Below are 25059 nucleotides of genomic sequence, written 5' to 3' on the forward strand. Positions count from 1 at the left end.
CAGGGCCCCGACGAACCCCGCACCCTCACCCAACTCAGGGCTGACGTCCTCATCGACGCCCTCACCAGCGCCGGCCCGGAATCCGTTGGTGAGACCAACCCTGAGAGGGCTACCGGTGATTCTCTTACCCGATCACGGGCCGGGTCACAGGCCGAAGCACCCGGTGAAGGCAACCAGTCCGGTGAGGGCAACCAGTCGCGGGAGGGCAACCAGTTTTGGGGTGTGCAGGCGAAGGTCTTCGTGACGGTCCCGGTGCAGACCCTCATGGGTGGGGATGCGCCGGGTGAGTTGGAAGGGTACGGGCCAATCGACCCGGACACTGCCCGGAGGCTCGCCGGGCACGCGCCGTCGTTCACCAGGATCCTTTGCCACCCCTTCACGGGGGCCAGGTTGGGTGCTGATGCGACCACGTACCGGGTCCCCCAAGATTTACAGGACGCGGTCAGGGTGCGGGATGGGACGTGCCGTCATCCGGGGTGTAACCGGTTGGCGGTGTTCTGCGAACTCGACCACACGATCCCCTGGTCCCGGGGCGGGACGACCAGTTACTCAAATCTGGCAGCGCTCTGTAAACGTCACCACATGTTCAAAACGGAGGGTTTCTGGCAGTACACCCAACCCGAACCAGGGACGATCATCGCGATCTCCCCCGCCGGGGAAACCTACACCACCAAACCCAACCCACCACCACCGCGACCAGAAACCCCACCACCCTTCTAGGATGAAGCCCCTCCCCAATCGCCGAAGCGGGACATCCGGCGTCTCAGAACGCCGTCAAAACGCCGTCAACCCGCCAGATCCCACGCCTCGGCGAAGAGGGTAATCGTGGCATGCCGCCTGGCCGACCGAAGGCCGACCAAGGAAGAGACGGTGGCCATCCGGAAGGATGCCCACCGCCCAGAGTCAGATGTGGCGATTCTAACGGCCGCCAGCCCGCGACAGCCCGCTGCTCGGCAGGTGCGGGCTGCTCCGCGCCAGGCCGTCCACCACGAAGCGGGACCTACTCCGCAGCGGGGCCTAACTTGCCCAGCACCTACTTGCCCAGCACCTCGGCGGCGACGAGCCATTGGAGTTCAAGGTCGTGCTGTTCAGCCTGAACTATTTGAAGTTTCTTGTTGAGGGTAGCCATCTTCTCAAAGTCGACATCCCCCGCAGCACCGTCATTCATTTGGTGCTGAATCCGCTCCACCTGCGCTGAAGCTTTCCCGAGCTGCCGTTCGATGCGGGTCAGATCCTTCTTTGCCTGACGAGTTTCCTCAGAGCTGTAACCCGAGGACGATCCTGTGCTGCCCTGCCCATCATCGGAATTCAGGGGGGAAGCGCCGGACCCCGCACCCGCGTCCCGGCGCAGTTCGAGATACTGGTCGACTCCGCGGGGAAGGTCACGCAGTTTCCCATCGCCCAACAGCGCCATCTGTGAATCGGTCACTCGCTCAAGCAGATACCTGTCGTGCGAGACGACCACCAGGGTGCCGGGCCAGCCATCCAGTACGTCCTCGATCGCAGCAAGGGTGTCGGTGTCGAGGTCGTTGGTTGGTTCGTCAAGCATCAGCACATTGGGCTCGCCTACCAGGAGGCGTAACAGCTGCAGTCGACGTCGCTCGCCACCCGACAGATCCTTCACCATGGTCCACTGCCGCTGGTTTGTAAATCCGAGTTGCTCCACCAGCTGACTTGCGGACACCTCACGCCCGCCGACGCTGAAAACACGCTTCTCCTGTTCGATCACTTCGGTGACCCGGAGGTGCTCAAGCTCGTCGAGCTCCTTGACCTCCTGGGAAAGCACTGCCGTCTGAACCGTCTTGCCCTTCTTCAACCGGCCAGCATCTGGGGTAACGTCGCCGTTCAGCATCCGTAACAGGGTGGTTTTGCCAGATCCATTGACCCCAACCAACCCCAGTCGCTGACCGGGCGCGAGCCGCAGGGTGATCCCGTCAAAAAGTTCCTTGTCTCCGAGAGACAGGGACACGTTCTCGAGATCCAGGACGTCCTTACCTTGGCGTGCCATCGCCATCTTGCTCAATGCCAATGAATCGCGGGGTTCAGGCACATCGGCGATCAAAGCATTCGCCGCCTCGATGCGGAACTTCGGTTTAGCGGTCCGTGCGGGCGCACCGCGGCGCAGCCACGCCAGTTCTTTTTTGACCAGTTGCTGACGTTTCCCTTCGACGACTGAATCCATCCGGTCGCGCTCGGCCCGCGCGAGCACGTAAGCAGCGTAACCGCCGTCGAATCCGTCGACGACGCCGTCGTGCACCTCCCAGGTGCGGGTGCAGATTTCGTCAAGGAACCAGCGGTCGTGAGTGACCACCAGCAGGCCACCGTCGGTGGGACGCCACCGCTCGGCGAGGTGGTGAGCAAGCCAGGCCACACCTTCCACGTCGAGGTGGTTGGTGGGCTCATCGAGCATGATGACGTCGTCGTCGCCAATCAGGAGCTTCGCCAGCGCAACACGGCGTTTCTGTCCACCCGAGAGCGATGACACCTTCGCATGCCAGTCAACCTCGGCGACGAGCCCTCCCATGACGTCGCGAATCTTCGGGTTGGAGGCCCACTCATGGTCGGCCTGATCGCCGACGATCGCCTCGCCCACGCCCAGGTCGCCGTCGAGAACGTCGGTCTGATCGAGGTATCCGACGTGAACATCCCGACGCCGGGTTACCCGCCCTTCATCAGGGGTGGCTCGCTGAGCGAGGAGCCGCATGAGGGTCGACTTGCCGTCGCCGTTGCGACCCACCATGCCGATGCGGTCGCCGTCCTCGATGCCGAGGGAAACGCCGTCGAGAACGGTGCGGGTAGCAAAGGTGATGCTGACGCTTTCGGCGCCCAAAAGATGTGCCAAGGGTGTACTGCTTCCTGGTTGTTGAGGGTAAAGATGGCTTGAACTGGCCCAGCTTCGGTGGCAGGTCAGGCGATGTAGTCGGTAACAATTCTGGCACCGTGGACCGGGCCATGCACGGCGGTGGCGGTCAGGCCATCGGCGGTGAGCCGTGCCGCGAGTTCAGAGGCGTGATCTTCGCTGGCCGCGAGGAACGCGACAGTTGGACCCGATCCTGACACCAGACCGGCCAGCGCCCCGGCTACCTTCCCGGCATTCAGGATGTCGGCGAGCTCCGGGGCAAGCTCAAGTGCCGCCGGCTGCAGGTCGTTGTGCAAAAGTTCAGCGAGGGCGGTCGCATCCCCGGAACGCATCGCAGTGAGAATCCGGGCATCGATCTCCGGTGGTGCCGCGGGTTCGGTGCCGTCCCGCAGCCGGAGCTCGTCCAGGGTCCGGTAGACCACCGGGGTTGAGAGTCCATAGGCCGAGGTCACGAGCACCCAGTAGAGAGGCGTCTTGGAGATGGCAGGAGTTAGCTGCTCCCCCACCCCGACCCCGACTGCCGTGCCGCCCACCAGCGCGAACGGCACATCCGCGCCCAGCTCCGCCGCCATCTTGGCCAACTCGTCACGGGAAAACCCGCTGTTCCAGAGGGCATCGCACGCCAGGAGGGTGGCGGCAGCATCCGCTGAGCCTCCGCCCATTCCACCGGCTACTGGTACGCGTTTGGTGATGTCCAGCAGCACCCCGGTTGAGTCCTCGCTGAGGTCGGCGAGGACCGCCGCGGCCCGAGCAGCCAAATTGCTGGCATCCAGCGGAATACTCTCCACCGGTAGGTTGAGGGACCCCTGACCGTTGATCGTGACCACAGTGCCGGGCTCGGAATTGACCGTTGCCGTGACTTCCTCGTAGAGAGAGACCGCCAGATACACACTCGCAACACTGTGATAGCCGTCTTCCCTCAAGGGGCCAACGCGAAACGAAACGTTGATTTTTCCTGGCGCACGGACCCGAACGCTGGCTGGTGCGCCACCCAACAGTCCCGCCGTTTTACCTACCTCCATACCCACCAACCTAGGCCACATGGCGCTGAACCAGGAAACCTGCGGGCATCCTCTGCCCAGAAAATCCCGCCGATACCTAACCGTTGTGAACACGTAGTAGTCGTCGTCACACCGCACATGGTTCCCTCATCGAGTCAACATAAATAACCGAAATCCGGCACGAAACCGGTCATTTGTGTCGACTCGAGCTCAAAGCAGGGGGGCGCAGACAGAGGCAGGGAGCTACCGAAGGACACCCCGAGCTAGGTTGCCTGTGTGGCCTGCTGACCGGGTTTCGCCTCGGCAATGCGGGCAAACGCGGCGATGTCCAGCATTTCCCCGCGAAGGCTAGGGTCGACATCGGCCGCGGCCAGGGCCTCCCCCGCCAGCACCGGGCTACCCGCCCACCCCGACAGCGCTGCGCGCAGCGTCTTCCTCCGCTGGGCGAAGGCGGCGTCGATGACGGCGAACACCTCGCGCCGGCTGGCTGACGTTTCCGGCGGGTCGTGCCGGACGAACCCCACCAGTCCCGACGCGATCTTGGGCGCCGGCCAGAACACGTTCATCCCGATCACGCCTGACTTGCGCATCGTGGCATACCAGGCGGCCTTCGCTGAGGGCACTCCGTAGGTCTTCGAGCCGGGACCGGCGGCCAGCCGGTCGGCAACCTCGTCCTGCACCATGACCAGGCCGTGGCGCAGGGAGGGAAAGTTCTCCAGCAGGTTCAGGACAACCGGGACTGCAACGTTGTAGGGCAGATTCGCGACCAGAGCGGTCGGCAGATGCGGTAGCTCAGTGACCCGCATCGCGTCAGCGAGGACCACCTCGAGATTCGCAGCAGTCTCCGGCCGCCAGTGAGCGACGGTATGGGGAAGACGCTCAGCCAGCAGCGGGTCGATCTCCACTGCCACCACCCGTTGCGCCGCGTCGAGCAGGCCCAGCGTCAGCGAGCCGAGACCCGGGCCGACCTCAAGGACCGTCTCCTCAGGATTGAGCCGAGCCGCAGCAACAATCCGTCGAATGGTGTTGCCATCGATGACGAAGTTCTGGCCGAGGGTCTTCGTAGGCCGAAGGTCCAGTTCGGCTGCCAGTCGGCGGACGTCGCTGGCGCCGAGCAGGGGCCGGATCTGCTGGGGGTTAGGGGGCTGAGTCACCTAAGCCATGGTAGTCGCGCGCCCCGCAGAAGCGGGCCCCCACATCGGGAACCTGCGGGTCGTGACCAATCTGTAGAGCAGGGACGTCATCGAGAGGGCCGCTGACGACGACGACGCCAGGGTTAATCCCACTCCCCGTAGACCCTTCGCGTGTTCTCGGCTATCGACTGGCATAGGGTGGCAAGGTCGGCGCCAAGCACCTCAGCCATACTCCTGACCGTGTAGGGAACCAGGTAGGGCGCGTTGGGCCGCCCCCGGAAGGGATGCGGGGTCAGGAACGGAGCGTCGGTTTCGGTCAGCACCAACGCCGGATCCGCAATGCGCAAGGCCTCCCTGAGATTGTCGGCGTTCTTGAACGTCACCGTTCCGGCAAAGGACATATACCACCCGGCGTCGTTGCAGATCCGCGCCAGGGCGGCGTCGCCGGAGAAACAGTGAAACACCACCCGCTCCGGTGCACCCTCGCTACGGAGGGTGGAGACGACGTCGTCGTGCGCGTCCCGGTCATGAATTTGGAGGGCCAGCCCCAACCGTTTGGCGATATCGAGGTGCCGTCGGAAGGAGTAGTGCTGGCTGTCGATCCCCTCGGCGGGCGTCCGATAGTAGTCGAGCCCGGTTTCCCCGATCGCGCGGACCCGCGGATGCGCGGCCAACCGTTCAATCTCGGCGAGCGCAGCCTCAAGGCCCCCATGCTCGGCAAGCAGCGGAGCGTCATTGGGATGAATCGCCACCGCCCCCAGCAGCCGGGGCTCCCGGGTAACAGCCTCGACGGTGAACCGCGACGACTCAAGGTCACACCCCACCTGGACCGCGCCGCAGACCCCCACAGCTTCAGCCGCATCGAGGGCTGCGGCCACACTGACCAGCGGCAAACCGCTCCGGAAGTCGAGGTGGGTGTGGTTATCGATCACCGGAACGGGCAGCGGCTCGGGGGCAGGAGGGTAGTGCCGCTTATCCTGGCGTCCGCCCGCAGCCTGGGCATCGCCGTCAGGAACGGTATCGGTGGGAACGGTATCGGGAAAGGTAGTGCGCGGGGCTGGACGGTACGCCGCGGGGGTGGCTGTATCAGGCATGACTCAACCCTAGCCACCTGCACATCGGCAGCGGAACTTATCCCCACGACAGCAAGTTGTCCTAGTAATCTGTAGGAAAGCAGTTGCTGCGTGCCCCACGGACAAACCAGCCGTGGACGTATCCGACCAGGGCTGACCGACTCAGCTGCACACCGGCGTGCAGTGTTCGCGGAAGGTTCGCATGGATTCCACCAACCAGTACGCCTCACCCAACAGCAGGACCGAGCCCGAGGACTCCCCCACCGAGGGCGGAAGGTCGGCGATGTCCGGTGAGCGGTTCGATGAGACGGCCCGACGGATTCTGGGATCCATCAACACGGTCATCGACGGCAAACCCGAAGCCGCCCGGCTGGCCTTGACCGTTCTCCTGGCCCAGGGCCACCTGTTGGTGGAGGATGTACCGGGGGTGGGGAAGACCCTGCTCGCGAAAACCCTTGCCCGCACCATTGACTGCACTGTGAACCGCATCCAGTTCACCCCGGATCTGCTGCCCTCGGATGTGTCGGGGGTGTCGATCTACAACCAGGACACCCACCGGTTTGAGTTCCGACGCGGACCCGTCTTCGCCAACATCGTGATCGGTGATGAGATCAACCGCGCCTCCGCGAAGACCCAGTCAGCTCTCCTGGAATGCATGGAGGAGCATCAGGTCACCGTCGACGGCGGCACCCACCGGCTGGCGGAACCCTTCATGGTGGTGGCCACCCAGAACCCGATCGAGATGGAGGGAACCTACCCCCTGCCCGAGGCGCAACGAGACCGGTTCATGGCCCGGATCTCCATGGGATACCCGGACCGCACCGCCGAACTGGAGATGCTGCAGACCCACCAGTCCGTCTCGCCGCTGGACGCTGTCCGCCCGGTCGCGAACGTCACCGACGTTGCGGCGATGATGGAACAGGTGCAGCGGGTCTACGTGTCGCCAGCGGTGCGCGAATATACGGTCGCCATCGGCCACGCGACCCGCGGGCACCACCAGCTGCGACTCGGTGCCAGCCCCCGGGCGTTACTGCAGCTGCTGCGGGCCGCCAAGGCTGGCGCCGCGTTGGAGAGCAGGGACTTCGTCCTGCCCGACGACGTCGCCTCGGTCGCCGAAGCGGTCCTGTCCCACCGGCTGATCCTGGACCGCAAGGCCCAGAGCTCGGGGGAAACCCCCCAGTCGGTGGTCGCGGGTATCCTGTCGAAGGTTCCAGTGGAACGCGCTGCGACCAACTCCTACCTGCGCGCCTAGGCCCACCTCATGCGGCTGCTGGCCAGGTTACCGTCCCGGATCCTCACCCCACGCGGGTGGGGACTGGTGATCACCGGCGTCGTGGCGCTCCTGTTTGCCCAGTTCCTCGGCCGCCGGGACCTGCTGTATGTCGGGGTGCTCCTGCTGTGCCTGCCGCTGCTGTCCGTGCTGATGTTACGGCTGATCAAACCGCGGTTCACCGTGGGAAGAAAATTCGCGCCGCAAACTCTGGAGACCGGCTTCACCTCCACTGTCACCCTGTCGGTCGCCGCCAGCGGGCCGGTGAGCGGCAGCGTGGTGATGCGCGAACTGCTTCCCTCCCGGTTCGGGGATTCACCCGAGTTCCACTTCCCGTCCCGGCATCCCACCCGCGGCACCAGCCACTACGAGTACCGGCTGCGGTCCTCCAGCCGTGGCGTATACGACGTCGGCCCGGTCACCGCGGCCTTCACTGACCCCTTCGGGCTGGGTACTTCCCGTCACACGCTGGGCGGTACGGACCGGCTGGTGGTCACCCCCGCGCCCCTTGACCTGCCGCCTTCGCCCCTGACCGGGGCCCGTGGCGCGGACGGATTCGCGGTCACCCGCCGCAACGCCAACCCGAGCGACGACGATGTGATGACCCGTGAGTACCGGCCGGGCGATCCGATGCGCAGGGTGCACTGGGCTGCTACCGCCCGCCATAACGAGCTGATGGTCCGCCAGGAAGAGTCGGTGACCACCCCCGAGGCAACCCTGATCCTCGACCGACGGCAGGCCAGGTACAGCTCGGCGCTCTCCGGAGCTTTCGGGGCCGACCGGGACGAGGAGGGAACGTCGCTGCTGTCCTCCCCCGGCTTTGAGTGGGCGGTAATCGCCGCGATGTCCATGACGGCCCACCTGCTGGAGCGCAACTATGCCCTGCGATTTGTCGATGAAACCGGAGCGCCGGCGCTACAGTCCTCGGTTTCTGCTCCATGGCCGGAGGATGAGGAACACACCGGGATGACAGGGATCCACAATGTTGGCGAAGGGTTGGCTGCGCTGGAACTCCGCCCGGATCCCACGAAACGGACACCATCCCGGCGCCTGCCGCGACCCGGAACGGCGGCTGCTCCCCCGCCCACACGAAACGCGCCCTTCGGTGACCCAATGATGGACAAACTCGCCACGTACAAATTCCGGGGCCCCCTCCTCGCGGTTCTGGGGGCCATTACTGCGAGCGAGGCCAGGGATCTGGCCGGAGCCGCCGAGTATGGGTCCACCTCGTTCGCGATCCTCGTCGCCGACCGCCCCCAGGACCTGCACTCGGTGATGGAAATATTGCGCGCAGCTGGCTGGCACGCTGTGGCGGTCTCCCCCTCCGCTGACCTGAGGGCAGCATGGACCTACTTCGACTCCCCCGGCGGCGCCAGTACGTCCACGACCAAAACCACTGTCAATTCACCTCCGGTCGCCGCTGGAGGACGGCTGTGACCTCCACCCTGCCCCGTCCCAGCCCATCGTCGACCCAACACCGTGAGCCGCCACCCCCTACACGGCTGCGCACAGACCAGCGGCACTGGGTGTCGACTGCGGCAGTGTTCGCAGCCGTGATATTAACGTCGCTGAACCTGAACTCGGTGGTGCTGGGCTGGACCTGGCTGAACCCCGTCGCATTCACTGTTGGGTGCGTGCTAGTGGTGATGGGTGCTGCGCGCAGTGTTCGCCTCCCCGGCCTGCTGGTTCCGGCGGCAGGGTTCGTCGCCCTGGTGGGGTCGGTGGTGTGGCAGTTCTTCCCGGCTCACAGCGTGCTCGGGGTGTTCCCCGGAGAGGGATCGGCTGGCCGGCTGACCATCCTGTTGGATCATGCGGAGAACACTGTCGTGTCGCAGGTGGCGCCGGTGCTGCCCGGAACCGGCATTTTCATGGTGGTCTGCGCCGGAATCGGTCTGATCGCCATCCTCGCCGATACCCTTGCCACCACCCTTCGGCTGCCCGCGACCAGCGGGCTGGCACTGTTCGCCGTGCTGGTAATTCCTGCCGTCGTGCTCCCGCAGAGTGTTGGTGTCCCAGGTTTCGTTGCAACGGTCCTCGGATACCTTGTGATCCTCGGGTGCGGCCAATGGCGGGACAGCCAGGCGACCAGCGGGACTCGGGACGCCTCGGGTGGCAGGCTGGTCCGCGCAGTGTCCATCGGCGCTGCGGCGCTGGTGGTGACCGTGGTGATTCCCCTGGCCGTCCCGGGATTCAACGTTGGCGCCTTCCCGCAGGGTGCGAGGATAAACCTGTGGGGCACCGCCACCGGGTTGAACCCTGTGGTGACCCTGGGAAACGACCTCCGGAACCCGAACGGTTTCGGCAGGATCACCTACGCCACCGATTCTCCCGAGGCTTTGTACCTGCGGGCCGTCACCCTTGAGGACTTCGGCGGGCAGCGGTGGGAACCGGACCAGCGGTACAATCTCAGGGAGCCCGGCGTTCAGGACATGGGAACCCAGGAAGTGCGCGCCTCGATCGTATCCGGTGTAGTGACGACGACCCGGATCACCACTGACTCGTTCACCAGCCCCTGGCTCCTGGCTCCCTACGCCCCGGTGGGTTTCACCAACCTCTCCGGCCGCTGGTCCTGGGATCCGCTCAATCACAGCGTTATTGCCACCGACAACGGGTCAACCGCCCAGCAACGGTATGAGGTGATCAGCGCCGGCCCCGAGCTGACCCGTGAGCGGCTCCAGGCTATTGGGCCGGTTCCCGACGGCGCCGTCGACGCCCAGTTCCTGGAATTGCCGGACACCACCCCCGGGATAATCAGGGACACTGCCGAGGCGCTCACGGCCAATATTGCCAACCCCTATGAGCAGGCCCTGGCGATCCAGGATCATCTTCGGGGACCCGACTTCACGTACTCGGTCGACGCCCCCGTGGAGGGCGGCTATGACGGCAGCAGCCTCGACGTCGTCGCCCGCTTCCTCGAATCACGGTCCGGCTACTGCGTCCACTATGCCGGCGCCATGGCTGTGATGGCCCGGGTGGCGGGGATCCCCAGCCGGGTCGCCGTTGGCTACGCGCCCGGCGACCCAACCGGCGATTCGGAGGAGGGCCCCGAGGGCCAGGAGCTCACCGAGTTCTCTGTCACGTCCCAGGATGCCCACGCCTGGCCTGAACTCTATTTCGACGGCGTCGGCTGGGTGAAGTTCGAACCTACCCCCTCGCGTGGGGTAGTGCCCGACTACGCTCAGACCGCCTTTGCGCCGGGCGCGCCGGAGCAGAACCCCGACGACCTGACGCCCGGTGGCAACCCACTTGCCGACCCTGGCGCACCGGTTCCCGGGACGGGTGCCGAGGAACCGCAGGGCGGGGCGGACCCCGAACAGGCCAGGGAAACCTCGGCCCTGATCACCGGGGTGCTGGCCGGGGCTGTGCTCCTGCTCTTCGTGCCGCTGCTGCTGCGCACGCTGCGGAGCCGGAGCCGCCGTCGCAGGTTCGCTGCGGCGCAAGGGGCGCCGGGTGCTGCGACGATCGCCTGGTCAGAGACCACCGATCTCGCTGCCGACTACGACCAGTCGGCACTGCCTACCGACACCCCCCGGACCTTCGCCACCCGCCTTGCTGCGGCGACGGGGTTCGATACTGCCTCGGCGGCGGCACTGGCGCGGCTTCGCTCCGCGTATGAGGCGGCAGAATATTCAGACCCCGAACTGCGCGTGCCAGGCGGAGCGGGCGGGCGTGCTGCAGGCCGCTGGGAGGATGTCGGCATGGTTTCCCAGTCGCTCCGCCACACCAGTAGCCGGTCAGCCAGGATCAGGGCCCGCTTCCTGCCCCGTTCACTAGCGGGCAGGAAGCGGGTCTGGCCCTGGCTGTGATCCTGCTATCCGTCAGGAAGCAGTAGGGTCGGCGATCCCGACATACTGGGTGTAAAGGTACTCGTCGATTCCCTCCGAACCGCCTTCACGGCCGAGCCCCGACTGCTTGACCCCGCCAAACGGAGCTGCGGCGTTCGATACCACGCCAGCGTTAAGACCCAGCATCCCGACATCGAGGCGTTCACCGATGCGCAGGCCCCGGTTGAGGTCGCGGGTAAAGACGTAGGCGACCAGCCCGTACTCGGTGTCGTTGGCGAGCCGGACTGCCTCGTCCTCAGTATCGAAGGTGGTGATTGGCGCGACAGGGCCGAAGATCTCCTCCTGCAGGATCCGCGATCCGGGGGCGACGTCGGTCAGCACCGTCGCCTGGTAGAAGTAGCCGGGGCCAGCCACCGGCTCCCCGCCCACCACCACCGTCGCGCCGTCGTCGACCGCTGACGTGACCAGCTCGTGAACCTTGGTGCGGCTCTTCTCATCAATCAGCGGGCCAAGCGTGGACCCGTTCTCGGTGCCGCGGGTCGTCTCGAGTTTCATCATTTTCGCTGCGAACTTTTCGGCGAACTCTGCAGCGACCGATTCGTGGATGATGAACCGGTTGGCCGCGGTGCAGGCCTCACCCATGTTGCGGAGCTTCGCGAGCATGGCTCCCGCCACCGCGGCGTCGATGTCGGCGTCCGCGAAGACGACGAACGGCGCGTTGCCGCCCAATTCCATTGACGTCCGCAGCACGTTCTGGGCCGCCGCCGCCAGGAGGTTCCGTCCCACCGGCGTCGATCCGGTGAAAGACAGCTTGCGCAGACGCGGGTCCTCGATCAGTGGCCCGGTGACCCCCTGTGCGTCGGAGGTGTGGACGACGTTCAGCACGCCGGCGGGGAGACCGGCCTCTTCCAGGACGGAGGCGAACAACGACGACGTCAGCGGCGTCAGGTTGGCCGGTTTGAGAACCATTGTGCAACCGGCGGCGATGGCTGGGGCGATCTTGCGCGTCGCCATGGCCAGCGGGAAGTTCCACGGCGTGATCAACAGGCAGGGGCCGACAGGCTTCTTGTTGACCAGGATGCGGGTCTTGCCATCGGGTGAGGTGGAGTACCGGCCCGTAGCGCGGACCGCTTCCTCGGAGAACCAGCGCAAAAATTCGGCACCGTAGGTCACCTCACCCCGAGCCTCGGCGAGCGGCTTGCCCATTTCCATGGTCATCAGCAGCGCGAAATCCTCGGCCCGGGCAGTCACCAGGTCGAAGGCACGCCGCAGGATCTCGCCCCGCTCGCGGGGCGGGGTGCGCGCCCAGCTGTCCTGTGCGGCTGCGGCGGCGTCGAGCGCAGCCATCCCGTCGGCTGGGCTGGCATCGGCGATCGTCAGCAGGGTTTTCCCGGTCGCCGGATCCTCGATATCGAAGGTCTTGCCGGTTGAGGCGTCCCGCCAGCTTCCGCCGATCAGCAACCCGGTGGGAACCTGAGCCAAAAGTTCCTGCTCACGCTGGGTGGTAACTGCCATAGTCGGTGCCTCCAAGAGGTTCTTCGGGATGGAATGTATCACTGCGGCACTAGCCGCCCAGCACCACGCTAGACCCGCAGCTGGAGGCCTGTCCATGCCAGCCTGCACGGCACCACCCGCTGACCGCTGTCCTGGTGCACAATAGCCGCCCGCAGTTCGGGCGGTGTGTCAGCGGGCGGCGATCACCGCGGAGTACAGTTCCCGCTTGCTGATCCGCGACTCCTCAGCAACAGCCGCCACCGCGTCCTTCAGCCGGATGCCCTGGTCGACGAGGGCGGCAACGGCCGCCACCCGGTCCTCTGGTTTAGCTGGCGCAGCGAGCGGTGCACCGCCGACGACGACGGCGATCTCGCCCCTGACCTCGGTAGTTTCAGCCCATTCCAGGAGGTCAGCGAGTGGACCCCTGAGTACCTGCTCGTACCGTTTGGTCAGCTCCCGGGCCACGGCCGCCGGGCGGTCCGGTCCAAAGACCTGGTGCAACGACCGCAACATCACCTCAAGCCGGTGGGGGGCCTCGAAGAACACCATGGTGCGCCGTTCGACGGCCAGCTCACCGAGGCGCGAGTTCCGCTCGCCCGTTTTGCGCGGCAGGAAGCCTTCGAAGCAGAACCTGTCGGTCGGAAGCCCTGACAGGGCCAGCGCGGTCAGCACCGCCGATGGTCCGGGCGCCATGGTCACGTCAACACCGCCGGCGATCGCCGCCTCCACCAGTCGGTACCCCGGGTCGGATACGGACGGCATCCCGGCGTCGGTGACCATCAGCAAGGTCTTCCCACTCTTCACCTCCTTCAGCAGGTCGGCCGTCCTGATGGCCTCGTTGTGCTCGTGATAGCTGACAATTTGTCCCTGCACCCTGATCTCCAGTGCCCTGAGGAGCCACTGCAACCGACGGGTGTCCTCGGCCGCCACCAGATCAGCGGTCTGCAGCAGCGACACCAGACGCGCCGACGCGTCTGCTGCATTGCCGATCGGAGTTGCGGCAAGGATGATCCGTCCGCCGTCGGGACTCCCCGCGGCACGGTCGGCGGCTGTCTCGAACTCCTGCTCCGGGCCGCCGTCGTCTAACTCCAGATGGGCGTCGCCGTCGTCGTGGGTCGCATCGTCGGAGTCCGCTTCATTCCCGGTGTTGATCACTATCCCAGCGTAGCCCCGCCAGACACCTGCCCCGCCCCGGCGCGATCATGCACTGGCAGTAACATAAGCAGGGTGAGTCATACCGCCGTTTCCCCCCCGCCGGCCGCCGGGGCCCCGGCGGCGCGTGGCTGGGTCTACACCCCGCGCACCGCGTACGACGCCGTCGTGTTGCGGCGTCGCCTGCTCGGAGAATGCCTGCCGCTGGGAATCCTCGCCTGGCTGCTGCCGGTCGCCATGATGCTAATCGGTGGAGTGCTGCGATTTGTCCGGCTGGGCGAACCGGACACCCTGGTCTTCGATGAGACCTACTATGTCAAGGACGCCTACTCGTACCTGCTGTCCGGGTACGAGCGGGAGTGGCCGGAAGAACCCGACGCCAACTTCAACAGCGGCAACACCGGCGTCATCCTGGGCACCCCCGACTATGTGGTCCACCCGCCGGTGGGCAAGTGGATGATTGCCCTGGGAATGCTCGCCTTCGGCTCCGACAACGCCTTCGGCTGGCGTTTTTCGGCGGCATTGGTCGGCACACTGTCGATCCTGCTGATTGCATTAATCGCGCAGCGGCTGTTTGGATCCCCGATCCTCGGCGCCGCGGCGGGTCTACTAACCGCCGTCGACGGTCACCATCTGGTGCATTCGCGCACCTCGTTGCTTGACGTGTTCCTGATGTTCTGGCTCGTGGTCGCGTTCGGTGCGCTGCTGCTGGATCGGGACCGGGCAAGGCTGAACCTTTCGGCGAAGCTCCCTGCCCTGGCAGCGCTGGCCCCAGATGGGGTCAAGCCGTCGGCCGCAGACCTGCTGTACGGGCCGTGGCTCGGGTACCGGCCGTGGCGGATCGTCGCAGGGATCAGTCTCGGTCTTGCCGTGGGGACCAAGTGGTCAGCCATCCCGTATGTCGCCTTGTTTGGCCTGATGACCGTGCTCTGGGACATGAATGCCCGGCGGGTTGTCGGAGTGCAACACTGGATCACCGGGGCTGTCCTGCGGGATGGCCTCCAGGCCTTCGTGACCGTGGTTCCGCTCGCAGCATTGACCTACCTGGCGACGTGGACCGGCTGGTTCCTGTCCTCCGACGCCTACAACCGGCAGTGGGCGGCCGACCATCCAGCGCCAGCGTGGGAGTGGCTACCGGCGTCGATCAGGTCGCTGGCCGACTATCACCGCGCCGCCTACACCTTCCACGAAGGCCTCGGCTCCGAGCATCCTTACGAATCCACGCCCTGGTCGTGGCTGGTCATGGGGCGCCCGGTGTCCTTCTACTACAAGGGCGAGCTCGGGGCCGACCAGGGTTGTGCTGTGGACGCCTGCTCCCGGGCCATCACCTCGGTTGGCAACCCACTGATCTGGTGGTCGGCCGCGATCGCGCTCATCGTGCTGGTGTTCTTCTGGGTGGGGCGCCGGGACTGGCGTGCCGGGGCTATCCTCGGCGGTGTTGCCGCCGGGTATCTGCCATGGTTTCTGTACCCCGAACGCACCACATTTTTCTTCTACGCCATCGCGTTCCAGCCGTTCCTGATCCTTGCCCTGACCTACTGCCTGGGCTTGGTGCTGGGCCGCCCCCAGGACCGACCGCGACGGCGGCGCCTGGGCCTGGTCCTGGTGGGCTTGTTTGTCGCTGCGGCAGTGCTGCTCTCCGCCTTTTTCCTCCCGGTCTGGACGGCTGAGCTGATCCCCTACGACCAGTGGCGGCTCCGCATGTGGATGCCCAGCTGGATCTGATGCCGCGTCACGTGACGCACCATACCAAGAGGTGAGACCCTGTCTCTATGCGCGAATCAACCACCGAACTCCTTGTGAATCTGCCGTCGGACACCAACGTCACTGACCTGCTGCTGGAGCAGCACCAGAGATCGCCGGGTGGAGCGCTCTACGCTGTGAAACGGGTGGGCGAGTGGCACGACATCACCGCTGCCGAGTTCCTCACGCAGGTGCAGGCCCTGGCCAAGGGCTTGATCGCGCGCGGCGTCCAGCCCGGCGACGCCGTCGCCGTCATGTCCAAGACCCGGTACGAATGGACCCTGACCGACCTGGCTATCTGGTTTGCCGGTGCGGTGACGGTGCCCATTTACGAGACCTCGTCTGCAACGCAGGTGGCCTGGATTCTCGAGGATTCGGCGGCGGGCCTCATCTTTGTCGAGGACGCAGCCAAAGCTGAGGTGGTCGAGCGTGCTTTGGGTGGCGCCGATACTGACAACCGGTTGTACCTGATGAATTACGACGACGGCGGAGACACCTTCGCCGCCCTCGTGTCCGAGGGTTCAGCTATTGAGGATCATGCACTTGAGGCAGCGCGTGCCAGCCGATCACTCGACGACGTCGCATCCCTCGTCTACACCTCGGGCACCACGGGGCCGCCCAAGGGGTGCGAAATCACCCACGGAAACTTCGCCCTCTTCGCCGTCAACACCCTTGAGTTCCTGCCGGAACTGCTCCGCGAGAAGGACGCCCGGACGCTCATGTTCCTTCCGCTCGCGCACGTCCTGGCACGCGCAGTCCAAGTGGTGTGCCTGGCCGGTGGCGTCAAACTTGGGCACACGTCCAACGCCGCCGACCTGCTGGCGGATCTGGGCACCTATCGGCCGACCTTCTTACTGGTGGTGCCCCGCATCTTCGAGAAGATCTATGCGACCGCTGAGCAGAAGGCCAGAGATGCAAACAAGGGACGGATCTTTGAACTAGGTTCAACGACGGCTGTTGCCTACTCCCAGGCGCTGGACGCGGCTGCCCACGGAGGCCACGGGGCCGGAATGCTGTTGAAAGCGCGGCATGCCCTCTTCAACAAGGTGCTCTATCCCAAACTGCGGGCTGTTTTCGGCGGCGAAGTGACATACACAGTGTCGGGCGCGAGCCCCCTGAGTGCACATCTTGCGCACTTTTTCCGGGGGGCGGGGATCCAGGTCCAGGAAGGTTACGGTCTGACCGAGAGCACCGCGCCGTGCACAGCCAACACCGTTGCCTTGACCCGGGTCGGCAGCGTGGGCATCCCGATGCCGGGAACCCGCATCAGGGTAGACGCCGACGGCGAAGTGCAGATCAAGGGCGTCGGCGTGTTCAAGGGATACCACAACAACACTCAAGCCAACAGAGAGGCCTTTACCGCTGACGGGTATTTCCGCACCGGCGACCTCGGATCGCTGGATGAGGACGGCTTCCTGACTATTACCGGCCGCAAGAAGGATCTGCTGGTAACTGCGGCAGGGAAAAACGTTGCACCGGGACCCCTTGAGGAAAAACTCCGCGAACATCGGCTGGTGGCCCACGCGGTGGTGGTCGGGGACGGTAAGCCGTTTATTGGCGCCTTCCTGACCCTCGATCCCGAAGCCGTTACATCCTGGGGAACCGAAACCGGGCTGGGTAGGCTGACTATCGCCGAGGCCGCAGGCCATGCTGGCATCTGGACGGAACTGCAGGCCGCCGTGGACGAGGTCAACTCGCACGTGTCCGCCGCGGAGCAGATCCGCAAGTTCGCTGTGCTCGACCAGGACTTCGGCCCCGACTCCGGCTACCTCACCCCCACTCTCAAGCTCAAGCGCTCGGCGGTGCTGGCTGAACTGCGCCAGGAACTCGCGGACCTCTACGCCTCCCCGAGAGGCTAGATCTGGTGACCTAGCTGTATTGACCTAGCCAGTCGCTAACCCGCCATACCTCGCGGATCGGCGAATGGGGTTGCGCCGGTGATATCGCGGAGGTGATGCAGGCTAAAGCGCCAGCGAATCCAGGCGACGCTGCCGCGCCGCGTCATCGGCGAGCCGGGACTTCTCCCGACGGCGCTTTGTCGGCCAGGTCAGTACCAGGGTCAGCACTGTCACGACGACGACGAGCACCGCAACAGTAATCGCGGCATCAGTCCAGAACTGCTCGGGGAAGAGACGGATCAAGGTGTCGTCGGTACGGAAAGTCCAGGTGCCATCGGCGAAGAAGACTGCGTGCACCTGGGTGAAGAAGGTCTGCCACCCGAAGATTGCCGTCACCGTCAGGGCAACCATCAGCACCAGCGTCGTCAGGGCTCCGGCAAACAGCGCCCTACGGACCCCACCGGGATAGGTGCGGGCGAGATGCCAGCAGGCAGCAAGGGTGAAGACCAGCATCGCAAGCGCGACGGCGAAGCTGATCACCAGGACCAGCTTCACGTCGAGCATGTGCCCCACTTCGCTGTCCAGGAAAAGCTGGTCGCCATCAGCGTTGACAAGGTCGCCGAGATAGCGGGGCGACGCCCAGTTGAGGATGTAATCGACCGTGTAGGACCCGTAGGTCATCCTGTCATCCGTACTGAACCCGAAGCTGTCGGCCGGGAACCCCGGGCGGTGATACTCGACCCAGAGGAAAAGCGGCGAGGTGACCGCCCGGATTGCGGCCGCGAGCAGCATGATGGGGAAGAACACCGCGATGAGCACCTGGAAGACCCGCGCCAGAACGGGCTTTCCCGTGAACGCTTCATCCCGTTCGACGGCCCGGCGCCTTGCCTCCTCCTCGGAGGGCCGGGCCGATAGTGCAGCCGTGTCGGGAGCAGGATCGTGCGGCGAAGGGGATGCCGGTGGCTCGCCGGCCGCGCGGCGGCCGGAGCCGAAGCCGGCAGCAGCGCCGGACCCGGAAGTCGCGGCGGAGGGGGCAGCTGACGCTGCCGGTTCAGCTACAAAGGCCTCTGCTGCTGGTGCACCAGACACTCCCGGTTCAGCGGTCGCGCTCCCGGCAGTTCCAGCGGGAACCGTCCCGCTGGAAGGATCGCTCCGGCGGGTTGCGTCAAAGCGACTGAGGTCCGGCATCGTGCTGGCCTTGCGCATCGGCAGGGAACTCCGCTGAGCGATAGCGGGCTCTGCAGCACCGCCGGCGGGTTGGGTAACCGCTCCGCCGGCGGATTCGGTCTGCAGGCGAGAGGCACCGGAGGGCGTCTCCTCGGCTGGCGCAGCGCCCGTACGCTGCTCGGTCTCGTCGTTTTCAGCCACTGGGTTTTCTCCTAGAAATTGCTCAAGTACTTACCCTCGAGCGTACCGCCGCACGCCAGGTAACCGCCGGAGGCCGGTCCGACGTCGGACCAGCGAACTCGAGCGCTTCACACGACAGCCGGATACACCACACAACGAATCACGCAGTGCGCGCTGTTTCGCCCCGGTCAACGCTTGAGAGATCCCCTGTGTACCCGGCGTTGACCGCCCGGCGGCCCAGCAGCAAGGTGTAGGCCCAGTACGCGGCGAACACGAGAAACCCGATACTGATCCGCAACCAGGCCGGTAGCGGGCTAGGAGTGACGAACCCTTCCACCAACCCGGAAATGAAGAGCACAAGTACCAGTCCGAGCGCGACGGTGATCAGCGAACGCCCTTCCTCGGCCAGCGCGTTCGCGCGAGTCCGCGCACCAGGGGAAACCCAGGCCCAAAAGAGCCTCAACCCCGCTGCGGCCGAAATGAAGATGGCGGTGAGCTCCATGAACCCGTGCGGCAGGATGTAGATGAAGAAGGTGTCGAGTTCGCCATAGGCGGCCATCGTCCCGCCGGCCATGCCGATGCCCTGCGCATTCTGGTACAGGATCCACGGCGCCCAGATCCCGGTGACGCCAAAGGCGACGGCCTGTAGGGCAATCCACGCGTTGTTCGTCCAGACCAGCCCCGCGAAGGACGCTGCAGGATTCTCAAAGTAGTAGTTGACGAAGTCCTCCTGCACATACTGCTCAGCGAACTCATCGCCGCCCATCGCCGCGATGACACCGGGGGTCCCCGCCACCCAGGCCCCGTACAGCCAGGCGAGACCGACGAATAGGACGCCGACGACGACGGTCAGCCACCGCACCCGGTAGAAAGCCGCAGGGAGGGAAATGACGAAGAACCCCGCCACATCCTCCATAAAGTTGGAGCGCGCGCCGGTAAACCGGGTCCGGGCCCGGGACAACCGCATCGACAGGACCCCGGACAGCGCGCTCTCCGGGGCAATCGACCGGATCATCGACAGGTGGGTGGACGTACGCTGATAAAGGACCAGCAGTTCGTCGGCTTCGGCGCCCGAAAGCTTCCGCAGCCGCACTAGCCCATCAAGCCGCTCCCAGTCCGGGCGGTTCACCTCAACGAATGCATCGACGTCCACCCTTTCAGCTTAGCCGGGCGGTGGCCGATAAACTTCAGAGGACGGGGGCCACGAGGCCTGCCCGACACCGGGGTCGTTCGATCAGGGAGATGTGCAATGAGTTCGGTTGTGACAGGTGAGGCGGTCGTCCTTGAACTACGGCCTGCATCGTTCGGCGCCCGCAGTATCAGCCTGCTCATCGATATCGTCGCCCAGGCAATCCTGGTTCTGGCGATCATCCTCGCGGTCAGCGGCACCCTCGCTGGACCCCTGGACCCGGCGTTGAGCCAGGCGCTGGTGCTGATCCTTCTCATTCTGGTGGTGCTGGTGGTCCCGGTGACCGTGGAGACGCTCACCCGCGGCAAGTCCCTGGGGCGGCTGGTGATGGGACTGCGGATTGTGCGCGACGACGGCGGTGCCATCCGCTTCCGGCATGCCTTTATTCGCGGGATGCTGGGAGTCCTCGAAATCTATTTGTTGGTGGGGTCGCTGGCCTTCCTGGTGGCCGTCTTCAACGAACGGTCCAAGCGGTTGGGCGACCTGTTGGCGGGAACCTACTCAATGCATGAGCGGGTGGTCGAAAAGCCCCGCACCCTGGCCGTCGCTCCCCCGCATCTTGCGCCCTGGCTGGAGACAGCCGACCTGCTGCAACTCCCCGATTCTCTGGCCCGGCGGGTGGCCGCCTTCATCGGCCAGGCACCCCGCCTGACCACGGTGGCCCGCGCGACATTGGCAACCGAGCTGGCAACCGAGGTGTCGGCCTTTGTCGCTCCGGCCCCACCACCTGGCACCCATCCCGAGGACTTCCTCAATGCTGTCCTGGCCCGGCGGCGCGAACGGGACCTGGGCCGGCTCACGCGCCAGCGGGAGCGCACCGCCAGAAGTGCCGAACGGTTGCACCGACTCCCCTTCAGCCAGTGACGACCCCAGCCAAAAACAACCTGCCGCCCCGGCTGTAACCAGGGCTGCGGCTACTGGTTGCTGTACTCGTTCCAAGGAGTGTTCCAGTCGCCGAAGCCATCCCAGATGAACATGGGACCGTATCCGGTGTTCTTGATTTCGACGACGTCGCCGGGACCGAAGGTGTCGTAGAAGTACTTGGCACCCTCGGGAGACATGCCGATGCAGCCGTGGGAGACGTTGATGTTGCCCAATGCCACCTGCGCAGCAGGCAACGCCTCGTGGACAAACGCGCCGCCATTGGAGATGCGGCTCGCGTTCTTCACCACGGTGGGCTCGTAGTAGGCCTCGTCGCCGGGCTGGAGACCAATCGACTCGGCGGTGAACTTAGTGGATTTGTACTGCTCCATCACCACGTGATAGCCGGTGGTCGAGGGCCATTCCTCCGTTCCCAGCGTGATCGGGAAGCTTCGGGTCAGGGCACCATCGATGTAAACATCCATCATTTTGGTGTCATTGTCGACGACGGCGAGCCGGGTGCCGTGGGTTTTAACCACCCTTTCGTCGTCGAAGTTACCGATCATCTGGTTGCCGAAGTCCACCCCAAACAACTGCAGATCGACGGTGATAGTGCTGTTCGGCGCCCAGAAATCTTCGGCGCGGTACCGCACCTTTGTGTCGCTGAGCCAGTGGAAGGCGCCGACCTGGCCGCTGGAGCTGGTGATGGTGATGGCTGATTCCACGTCATCGCGGTTGATGACCGGTTCGCTGAAGTTGATCTCGATAGGTTGGCCGGTCCCCACCGTCGACCCAGCCAACGGATACATGGCCGCGTCGGCCTCGTTGGCCGGCATCACTGTGGTGAAACTCTGAGACTCGGTCGCGGTGTTCCCGTTAGCGTCGGCCAGGACGAACTCAAAATCGTAGGCGGTGGCGAAGTCAAGCCGTTCGGTGGCCGTCCAGACGGAATCACCCTCGCTGAGCGCCCCTTCCATCGGCTCACCGCCGTCCGCGGCGCGCAGTGTGACGCTCTCGATCACTGCATCGTTGGCCCGGACCTCGGGCACTGTCACGGGATTGACACTTTCGGTGTTGTCCGCGGGACTTGCTCCAAAATCAAAGGTGGCCGCAGTGGTGGGTGAGGATGGTGCTGGCGGGGTCGCCGACTCCGCCGTTGCACCACTGGAGGGCGATGATGTTGCTGTGGGTGCGCCCGTGGTGCCAGCCCAATTCGGCGCGACGGCGACTGCCGTCCCGGCCGCTATCAGGGCACCGGCAACCGCGACCCCGCCGACAACCCAGCCTTTTCGGCTCTTGCCCATCCCCTGCTGACGTTCCATCTGCCCACATCCTGCCGAAAAAATAACCACCCCACAACCGATATTACGGTGTGGGGTGGCCGTTGTTGCTCATGTCGACGTGGCAGGCACGTCGACAGGGGTGTCTAGTACCGGTAGTGATCGGACTTGTAGGGACCCGACGCCTCGATGTCCAGGTACTCGGCCTGATTCTTGGTGAGCTCGGTGAGCTCCACACCGATCGCGTCGAGGTGCAGCCGGGCCACCTTTTCGTCGAGGATCTTCGGCAGGACGTACACCTGGTTGGCGTACTCACGATTTCCGTCGAGGTCGTTCTGCATCCACTTGGTGAACAGTTCAATCTGGGCGATGGTCTGGTTGGCGAACGAATTGCTCATCACGAAGGACGGGTGCCCGGTAGCGTTGCCCAGGTTCAGCAGGCGGCCCTCGGACAGCATGATGATCGAGTGCTCGGCCGCGCCGGTTGACTCGTCGGCGGCGAAGACCCATTCGTGAACCTGAGGCTTGATTTCCACCTTGCGGATCCCCTGGGTCTTCGCAAGGCCGGCAATGTCGATTTCGTTGTCGAAGTGGCCGATGTTGCCCACGATGGCCTGGTGCTTCATCCCGGCCATGTGGTGCGCCATGATGACGTCCTTGTTGCCGGTGGTGGTGATGAAAATATCACCCTGCGCCAGAACCGTTTCGAGGCGAGCGACCTGGTACCCGTCCATGGCCGCCTGAAGTGCACAGATCGGATCGATCTCGGTGACGATGACGCGGCCGCCCTGGCCGCGAAGCGCCTCGGCCGCACCCTTTCCGACGTCCCCGTAGCCGCACACCACAACCACTTTGCCGCCGATGAGGACGTCGGTTGCCCGGTTGAGACCGTCGGGCAGGGAGTGGCGGATGCCGTACTTATTGTCGAACTTCGATTTGGTGACGGAGTCGTTCACGTTGATGGCCGGGAACAGGAGCTTGCCCTGCTGCGCCAGCTGGTAGAGCCGCATGACGCCGGTGGTCGTCTCTTCGGTGACCCCCTTGATGTCTTTGGCGATCCGGGTCCACTTCTGGGGATCCTCGGCGAGTGTGCCGCGCAGGACGTCGAGGACCACCGAGAATTCGTGGGAGTAGTCGATGTCGTCTTCGGCTGGTCCGGCCGGCACGTCGCCGGCGGCTTCGAATTCCACTCCTTTGTGCACCAGGAGGGTGGCGTCGCCGCCGTCGTCAAGGATCATGTTTGGGCCCTGTTCACCGGGCCAGCTGAGGATCTGGGTGGTGGTCCACCAGTATTCCTCGAGGGTTTCGTTCTTCCACGCGAAGACGGGGACGCCGGCGGGCTGGTCCGCCGTGCCAGAGCCAACGACGATGGCAGCTGCCGCTTCGTCTTGGGTGGAGAAGATGTTGCAGGAGGCCCACCGCACCTCGGCGCCGAGGGCGGTGAGGGTTTCGATCAGCACGGCAGTCTGGACCGTCATGTGCAGTGATCCGGCGATACGAGCGCCCTTGAGGGGCTGGCTCGCACCGAATTCCTGGCGCAGCTTCATCAGGCCGGGCATTTCATGTTCGGCCAGGCGAATCTGGTGGCGTCCCGCTTCGGCGAGGGAGAGATCGGCAACTTTATAGTCAAAGGTCATGGTGTGGCGCATTCCTGTTCGTTGGTGCTGCACTGAGGACTAGTTAGCGGCCGGCCCATCGTGCTCGTCGGAGCCGGCCTCTGTGGCTGCTACAAGTAGTTCGGGGCGGAGGAGCACGGGGATGCCTTCGTCGATGCTGTAGTGCACCGGATTTCCTGTGCTATCGGTCACCGCGGAGACCAGGAATTCTCCCTCCTGGGCCAGCCTTGAGCCGGTCACGGGGCAGCGGAGCACGGCGAGCAGATCGGGTGATAAAGGGCTCATGAACCAAGACTATCGCGGGCGCGGGTGCTGACAGAACTGCGGTTTGTTCCGGCGGCGGTCCGGGTGGCCTATTGTTCGCGGAGGATGCGCAGGTGCCCTCGGCGCGCACCGCCGGCGTTGGCAGGCGGTTCGAGTGATCCTTTGCTGCCCCGCACCGCTGGGCCAGTGTCCTGGCCGCGATCGGTGGCTGCCTCCCGGACCGCGTTGACCAGGGCGTCGAGGTCGTCGGGATGCGGTGCGGGCGGCGTTGACGGCAGCGCCAGTCGCACCACCTCCCACCCTCTCGGCACGGTGAGCCGCTCCGCATGGGTGGTACACAGATCGTAACAATGGGGTTCCGCGTAAGTGGCCAGCGGACCGAGCACTGCGGTGGAATCGGAGTACACGAAGGTGAGCGTCGCGACGGCGGCGCGCTGACAGGCTGAGCGCGAACAAGTTCGAAGGGATCCCACGACTGATCACCCTACCGGCTCGGGCGCTGGAGAGCGGGGATCACGAGCCGGGCCCGCGCGCCGTCGGGCGTGCAGCCGTGCACCGTCGGGCGTGCAGCCGTGCGCCGTCGGGCGTGGAGACCTTGCAATGGGTACCAACAGGTGCCAATGGGTTTAGAGTCAATACATGCGGGACAGTTCAACATTTTCGGTGCGGCTGACCGACCCGGCTGCTGGCGCGGGGAGCGCCCCTCCTGGCCCACGCTACAGCCGCCGCCGGAGGAACAGGCACGGCCGCGGTCTTCGCGGCCCAATAATACCTTCTCATCTTCCCGGCTCGCGCAGCAGGGCTGAGCGGTTCGACGATTGGGTAATGGAATCGGCTCAGCGGCTGGAACGCCTGTGGGGTGAGCGCATTCTCGATCTTCAAATGGTGGTGCAGGATATCCCCGCCAACCTTGAGACCATGACCGCCGAGTCGCTGCGTGGAGTGCTTGGCACATCAATCCCGGGGGCGCCGAACCGGCCGCCCACCATTATCATCTACCGGCATCTGGTGGAGCTTGCTGCCGGCGGTTTCATTCCACCCAATGAACTGGTTCACGATGTCGTGGTGGAACAGACTGCCGAGCTGCTGGGGATGGCCCCTGAGGCTGTTGATCCTGCCTACGGTCGGTCCCGGGCCTGACCGGGCTCAGGGG

At 65.1% G+C, this 25059-nt stretch carries 20 protein-coding genes; 8 read left to right on the forward strand and 12 right to left on the reverse strand.

The annotated features are described in order from the left end of the window. Positions 1-720: HNH endonuclease signature motif containing protein (locus ACX80G_RS00005; protein WP_459304927.1), on the forward strand; the 720-nt coding region annotated here is incomplete at its 5' end. Positions 721-1033: 313 nt separating this feature from the next. Here the strand turns inward: ACX80G_RS00005 and ACX80G_RS00010 are convergent. The 4 genes from ACX80G_RS00010 to ACX80G_RS00025 all read right to left on the reverse strand — a co-directional run bounded on the left by ACX80G_RS00010 (position 1034) and on the right by ACX80G_RS00025 (position 6088). Further along, complete coding sequence (locus ACX80G_RS00010) at positions 1034-2842, reverse strand: ABC-F family ATP-binding cassette domain-containing protein (protein WP_459304928.1); 1809 nt, start codon at positions 2840-2842, stop codon at positions 1034-1036. A 65-nt stretch (positions 2843-2907) separates the two neighbouring features. Next, positions 2908-3882, reverse strand: a complete 975-nt coding sequence (locus ACX80G_RS00015) for a 4-(cytidine 5'-diphospho)-2-C-methyl-D-erythritol kinase (RefSeq protein ID WP_459304929.1) — start codon at positions 3880-3882, stop codon at positions 2908-2910. Positions 3883-4124: 242 nt separating this feature from the next. Further along, positions 4125-5015, reverse strand: coding sequence for a 16S rRNA (adenine(1518)-N(6)/adenine(1519)-N(6))-dimethyltransferase RsmA (gene rsmA / locus ACX80G_RS00020; protein WP_459304930.1), 891 nt, complete (start codon positions 5013-5015; stop codon positions 4125-4127). Between the two features lie 122 nt (positions 5016-5137). Beyond that, on the reverse strand, positions 5138-6088 hold the full coding sequence (locus ACX80G_RS00025) for a TatD family hydrolase (protein ID WP_459304931.1): 951 nt from the start codon (positions 6086-6088) through the stop codon (positions 5138-5140). 181 nt (positions 6089-6269) lie between these two features. Between ACX80G_RS00025 and ACX80G_RS00030 the strand changes: the two genes are divergently transcribed. The 3 genes from ACX80G_RS00030 (at position 6270) to ACX80G_RS00040 (ending at position 11143) form a co-directional block, all read left to right on the forward strand. Then, the gene (locus ACX80G_RS00030) at positions 6270-7319 is read left to right on the forward strand and encodes an AAA family ATPase (RefSeq protein ID WP_459304932.1); all 1050 of its coding nucleotides are present in this window, start codon (positions 6270-6272) and stop codon (positions 7317-7319) included. 9 nt (positions 7320-7328) lie between these two features. Further along, positions 7329-8774, forward strand: coding sequence for a DUF58 domain-containing protein (locus tag ACX80G_RS00035; RefSeq protein WP_459304933.1), 1446 nt, complete (start codon positions 7329-7331; stop codon positions 8772-8774). Between the two features lie 104 nt (positions 8775-8878). Next, positions 8879-11143, forward strand: coding sequence for a transglutaminase TgpA family protein (locus ACX80G_RS00040; RefSeq protein WP_459304934.1), 2265 nt, complete (start codon positions 8879-8881; stop codon positions 11141-11143). Between the two features lie 12 nt (positions 11144-11155). On the opposite strand, the gene ACX80G_RS00045 is transcribed toward ACX80G_RS00040, so the two are convergent. Together ACX80G_RS00045 and rsmI are read right to left on the reverse strand one after the other, a co-directional pair. Further along, positions 11156-12637 (reverse strand): NAD-dependent succinate-semialdehyde dehydrogenase, encoded by a 1482-nt coding sequence (locus tag ACX80G_RS00045; RefSeq protein WP_459304935.1) that lies wholly within the window; start codon positions 12635-12637, stop codon positions 11156-11158. A gap of 168 nt (positions 12638-12805) precedes the next feature. Continuing rightward, positions 12806-13708 carry a 16S rRNA (cytidine(1402)-2'-O)-methyltransferase gene (gene rsmI / locus ACX80G_RS00050; RefSeq protein ID WP_459305330.1) on the reverse strand — a complete coding sequence of 301 codons (903 nt, stop codon included), beginning with the start codon at positions 13706-13708 and terminating at the stop codon, positions 12806-12808. A gap of 126 nt (positions 13709-13834) precedes the next feature. Here rsmI and ACX80G_RS00055 point away from each other — a divergent pair, with 126 nt between their 5' ends. Both ACX80G_RS00055 and ACX80G_RS00060 read left to right on the forward strand, forming a co-directional pair. Next, positions 13835-15493 carry a dolichyl-phosphate-mannose--protein mannosyltransferase gene (locus ACX80G_RS00055; RefSeq protein ID WP_459305331.1) on the forward strand — a complete coding sequence of 553 codons (1659 nt, stop codon included), beginning with the start codon at positions 13835-13837 and terminating at the stop codon, positions 15491-15493. A 47-nt stretch (positions 15494-15540) separates the two neighbouring features. After that, the gene (locus ACX80G_RS00060) at positions 15541-17370 is read left to right on the forward strand and encodes an AMP-dependent synthetase/ligase (RefSeq protein WP_459304936.1); all 1830 of its coding nucleotides are present in this window, start codon (positions 15541-15543) and stop codon (positions 17368-17370) included. 102 nt (positions 17371-17472) lie between these two features. Here the strand turns inward: ACX80G_RS00060 and ACX80G_RS00065 are convergent, their stop codons facing one another. Together ACX80G_RS00065 and ACX80G_RS00070 are read right to left on the reverse strand one after the other, a co-directional pair. Beyond that, on the reverse strand, positions 17473-18717 hold the full coding sequence (locus tag ACX80G_RS00065) for a TIGR01906 family membrane protein (RefSeq protein ID WP_459304937.1): 1245 nt from the start codon (positions 18715-18717) through the stop codon (positions 17473-17475). Between the two features lie 139 nt (positions 18718-18856). Beyond that, positions 18857-19849, reverse strand: coding sequence for a stage II sporulation protein M (locus ACX80G_RS00070; protein ID WP_459304938.1), 993 nt, complete (start codon positions 19847-19849; stop codon positions 18857-18859). 96 nt (positions 19850-19945) lie between these two features. On the opposite strand from ACX80G_RS00070, the gene ACX80G_RS00075 reads away from it, so the two are divergent. Continuing rightward, positions 19946-20749 (forward strand): RDD family protein, encoded by an 804-nt coding sequence (locus ACX80G_RS00075; protein ID WP_459304939.1) that lies wholly within the window; start codon positions 19946-19948, stop codon positions 20747-20749. 50 nt (positions 20750-20799) lie between these two features. On the opposite strand, the gene ACX80G_RS00080 is transcribed toward ACX80G_RS00075, so the two are convergent. The 4 genes from ACX80G_RS00080 to ACX80G_RS00095 form a co-directional block, all read right to left on the reverse strand. Further along, entirely contained in the window at positions 20800-22068 is a 1269-nt protein-coding gene (locus tag ACX80G_RS00080; RefSeq protein ID WP_459304940.1) for a L,D-transpeptidase, read from the reverse strand. A gap of 104 nt (positions 22069-22172) precedes the next feature. After that, on the reverse strand, positions 22173-23663 hold the full coding sequence (gene ahcY, locus ACX80G_RS00085) for an adenosylhomocysteinase (protein WP_459304941.1): 1491 nt from the start codon (positions 23661-23663) through the stop codon (positions 22173-22175). A gap of 39 nt (positions 23664-23702) precedes the next feature. Then, on the reverse strand, positions 23703-23927 hold the full coding sequence (locus ACX80G_RS00090; protein WP_459304942.1) for a Trm112 family protein: 225 nt from the start codon (positions 23925-23927) through the stop codon (positions 23703-23705). Positions 23928-23995: 68 nt separating this feature from the next. After that, positions 23996-24379, reverse strand: a complete 384-nt coding sequence (locus ACX80G_RS00095) for a DUF3499 domain-containing protein (RefSeq protein WP_459304943.1) — start codon at positions 24377-24379, stop codon at positions 23996-23998. Between the two features lie 352 nt (positions 24380-24731). Between ACX80G_RS00095 and ACX80G_RS00100 the strand changes: the two genes are divergently transcribed. Next, positions 24732-25046, forward strand: a complete 315-nt coding sequence (locus ACX80G_RS00100; RefSeq protein ID WP_459304944.1) for a metallopeptidase family protein — start codon at positions 24732-24734, stop codon at positions 25044-25046. The last annotated feature ends 13 nt before the right edge of the window (positions 25047-25059 follow it).

This window comes from Arthrobacter glycogeni, assembly GCF_054510815.1.

Excerpts from the sequence above, each read along its gene's own strand:
- ACX80G_RS00015 (WP_459304929.1), bottom strand. The coding sequence starts at position 3,882 with ATGGAGGTAGGTAAAACGGCGGGACTGTTGGGTGGCGCACCAGCCAGC.
- ACX80G_RS00025 (WP_459304931.1), bottom strand. The coding sequence starts at position 6,088 with ATGCCTGATACAGCCACCCCCGCGGCGTACCGTCCAGCCCCGCGCACT.
- ACX80G_RS00030 (WP_459304932.1), top strand. The coding sequence starts at position 6,270 with ATGGATTCCACCAACCAGTACGCCTCACCCAACAGCAGGACCGAGCCC.
- ACX80G_RS00035 (WP_459304933.1), top strand. The coding sequence starts at position 7,329 with ATGCGGCTGCTGGCCAGGTTACCGTCCCGGATCCTCACCCCACGCGGG.
- ACX80G_RS00045 (WP_459304935.1), bottom strand. The coding sequence starts at position 12,637 with ATGGCAGTTACCACCCAGCGTGAGCAGGAACTTTTGGCTCAGGTTCCC.
- ACX80G_RS00060 (WP_459304936.1), top strand. The coding sequence starts at position 15,541 with ATGCGCGAATCAACCACCGAACTCCTTGTGAATCTGCCGTCGGACACC.
- ACX80G_RS00075 (WP_459304939.1), top strand. The coding sequence starts at position 19,946 with ATGAGTTCGGTTGTGACAGGTGAGGCGGTCGTCCTTGAACTACGGCCT.
- ACX80G_RS00080 (WP_459304940.1), bottom strand. The coding sequence starts at position 22,068 with ATGGAACGTCAGCAGGGGATGGGCAAGAGCCGAAAAGGCTGGGTTGTC.
- ahcY (WP_459304941.1), bottom strand. The coding sequence starts at position 23,663 with ATGACCTTTGACTATAAAGTTGCCGATCTCTCCCTCGCCGAAGCGGGA.
- ACX80G_RS00090 (WP_459304942.1), bottom strand. The coding sequence starts at position 23,927 with ATGAGCCCTTTATCACCCGATCTGCTCGCCGTGCTCCGCTGCCCCGTG.
- ACX80G_RS00100 (WP_459304944.1), top strand. The coding sequence starts at position 24,732 with ATGGAATCGGCTCAGCGGCTGGAACGCCTGTGGGGTGAGCGCATTCTC.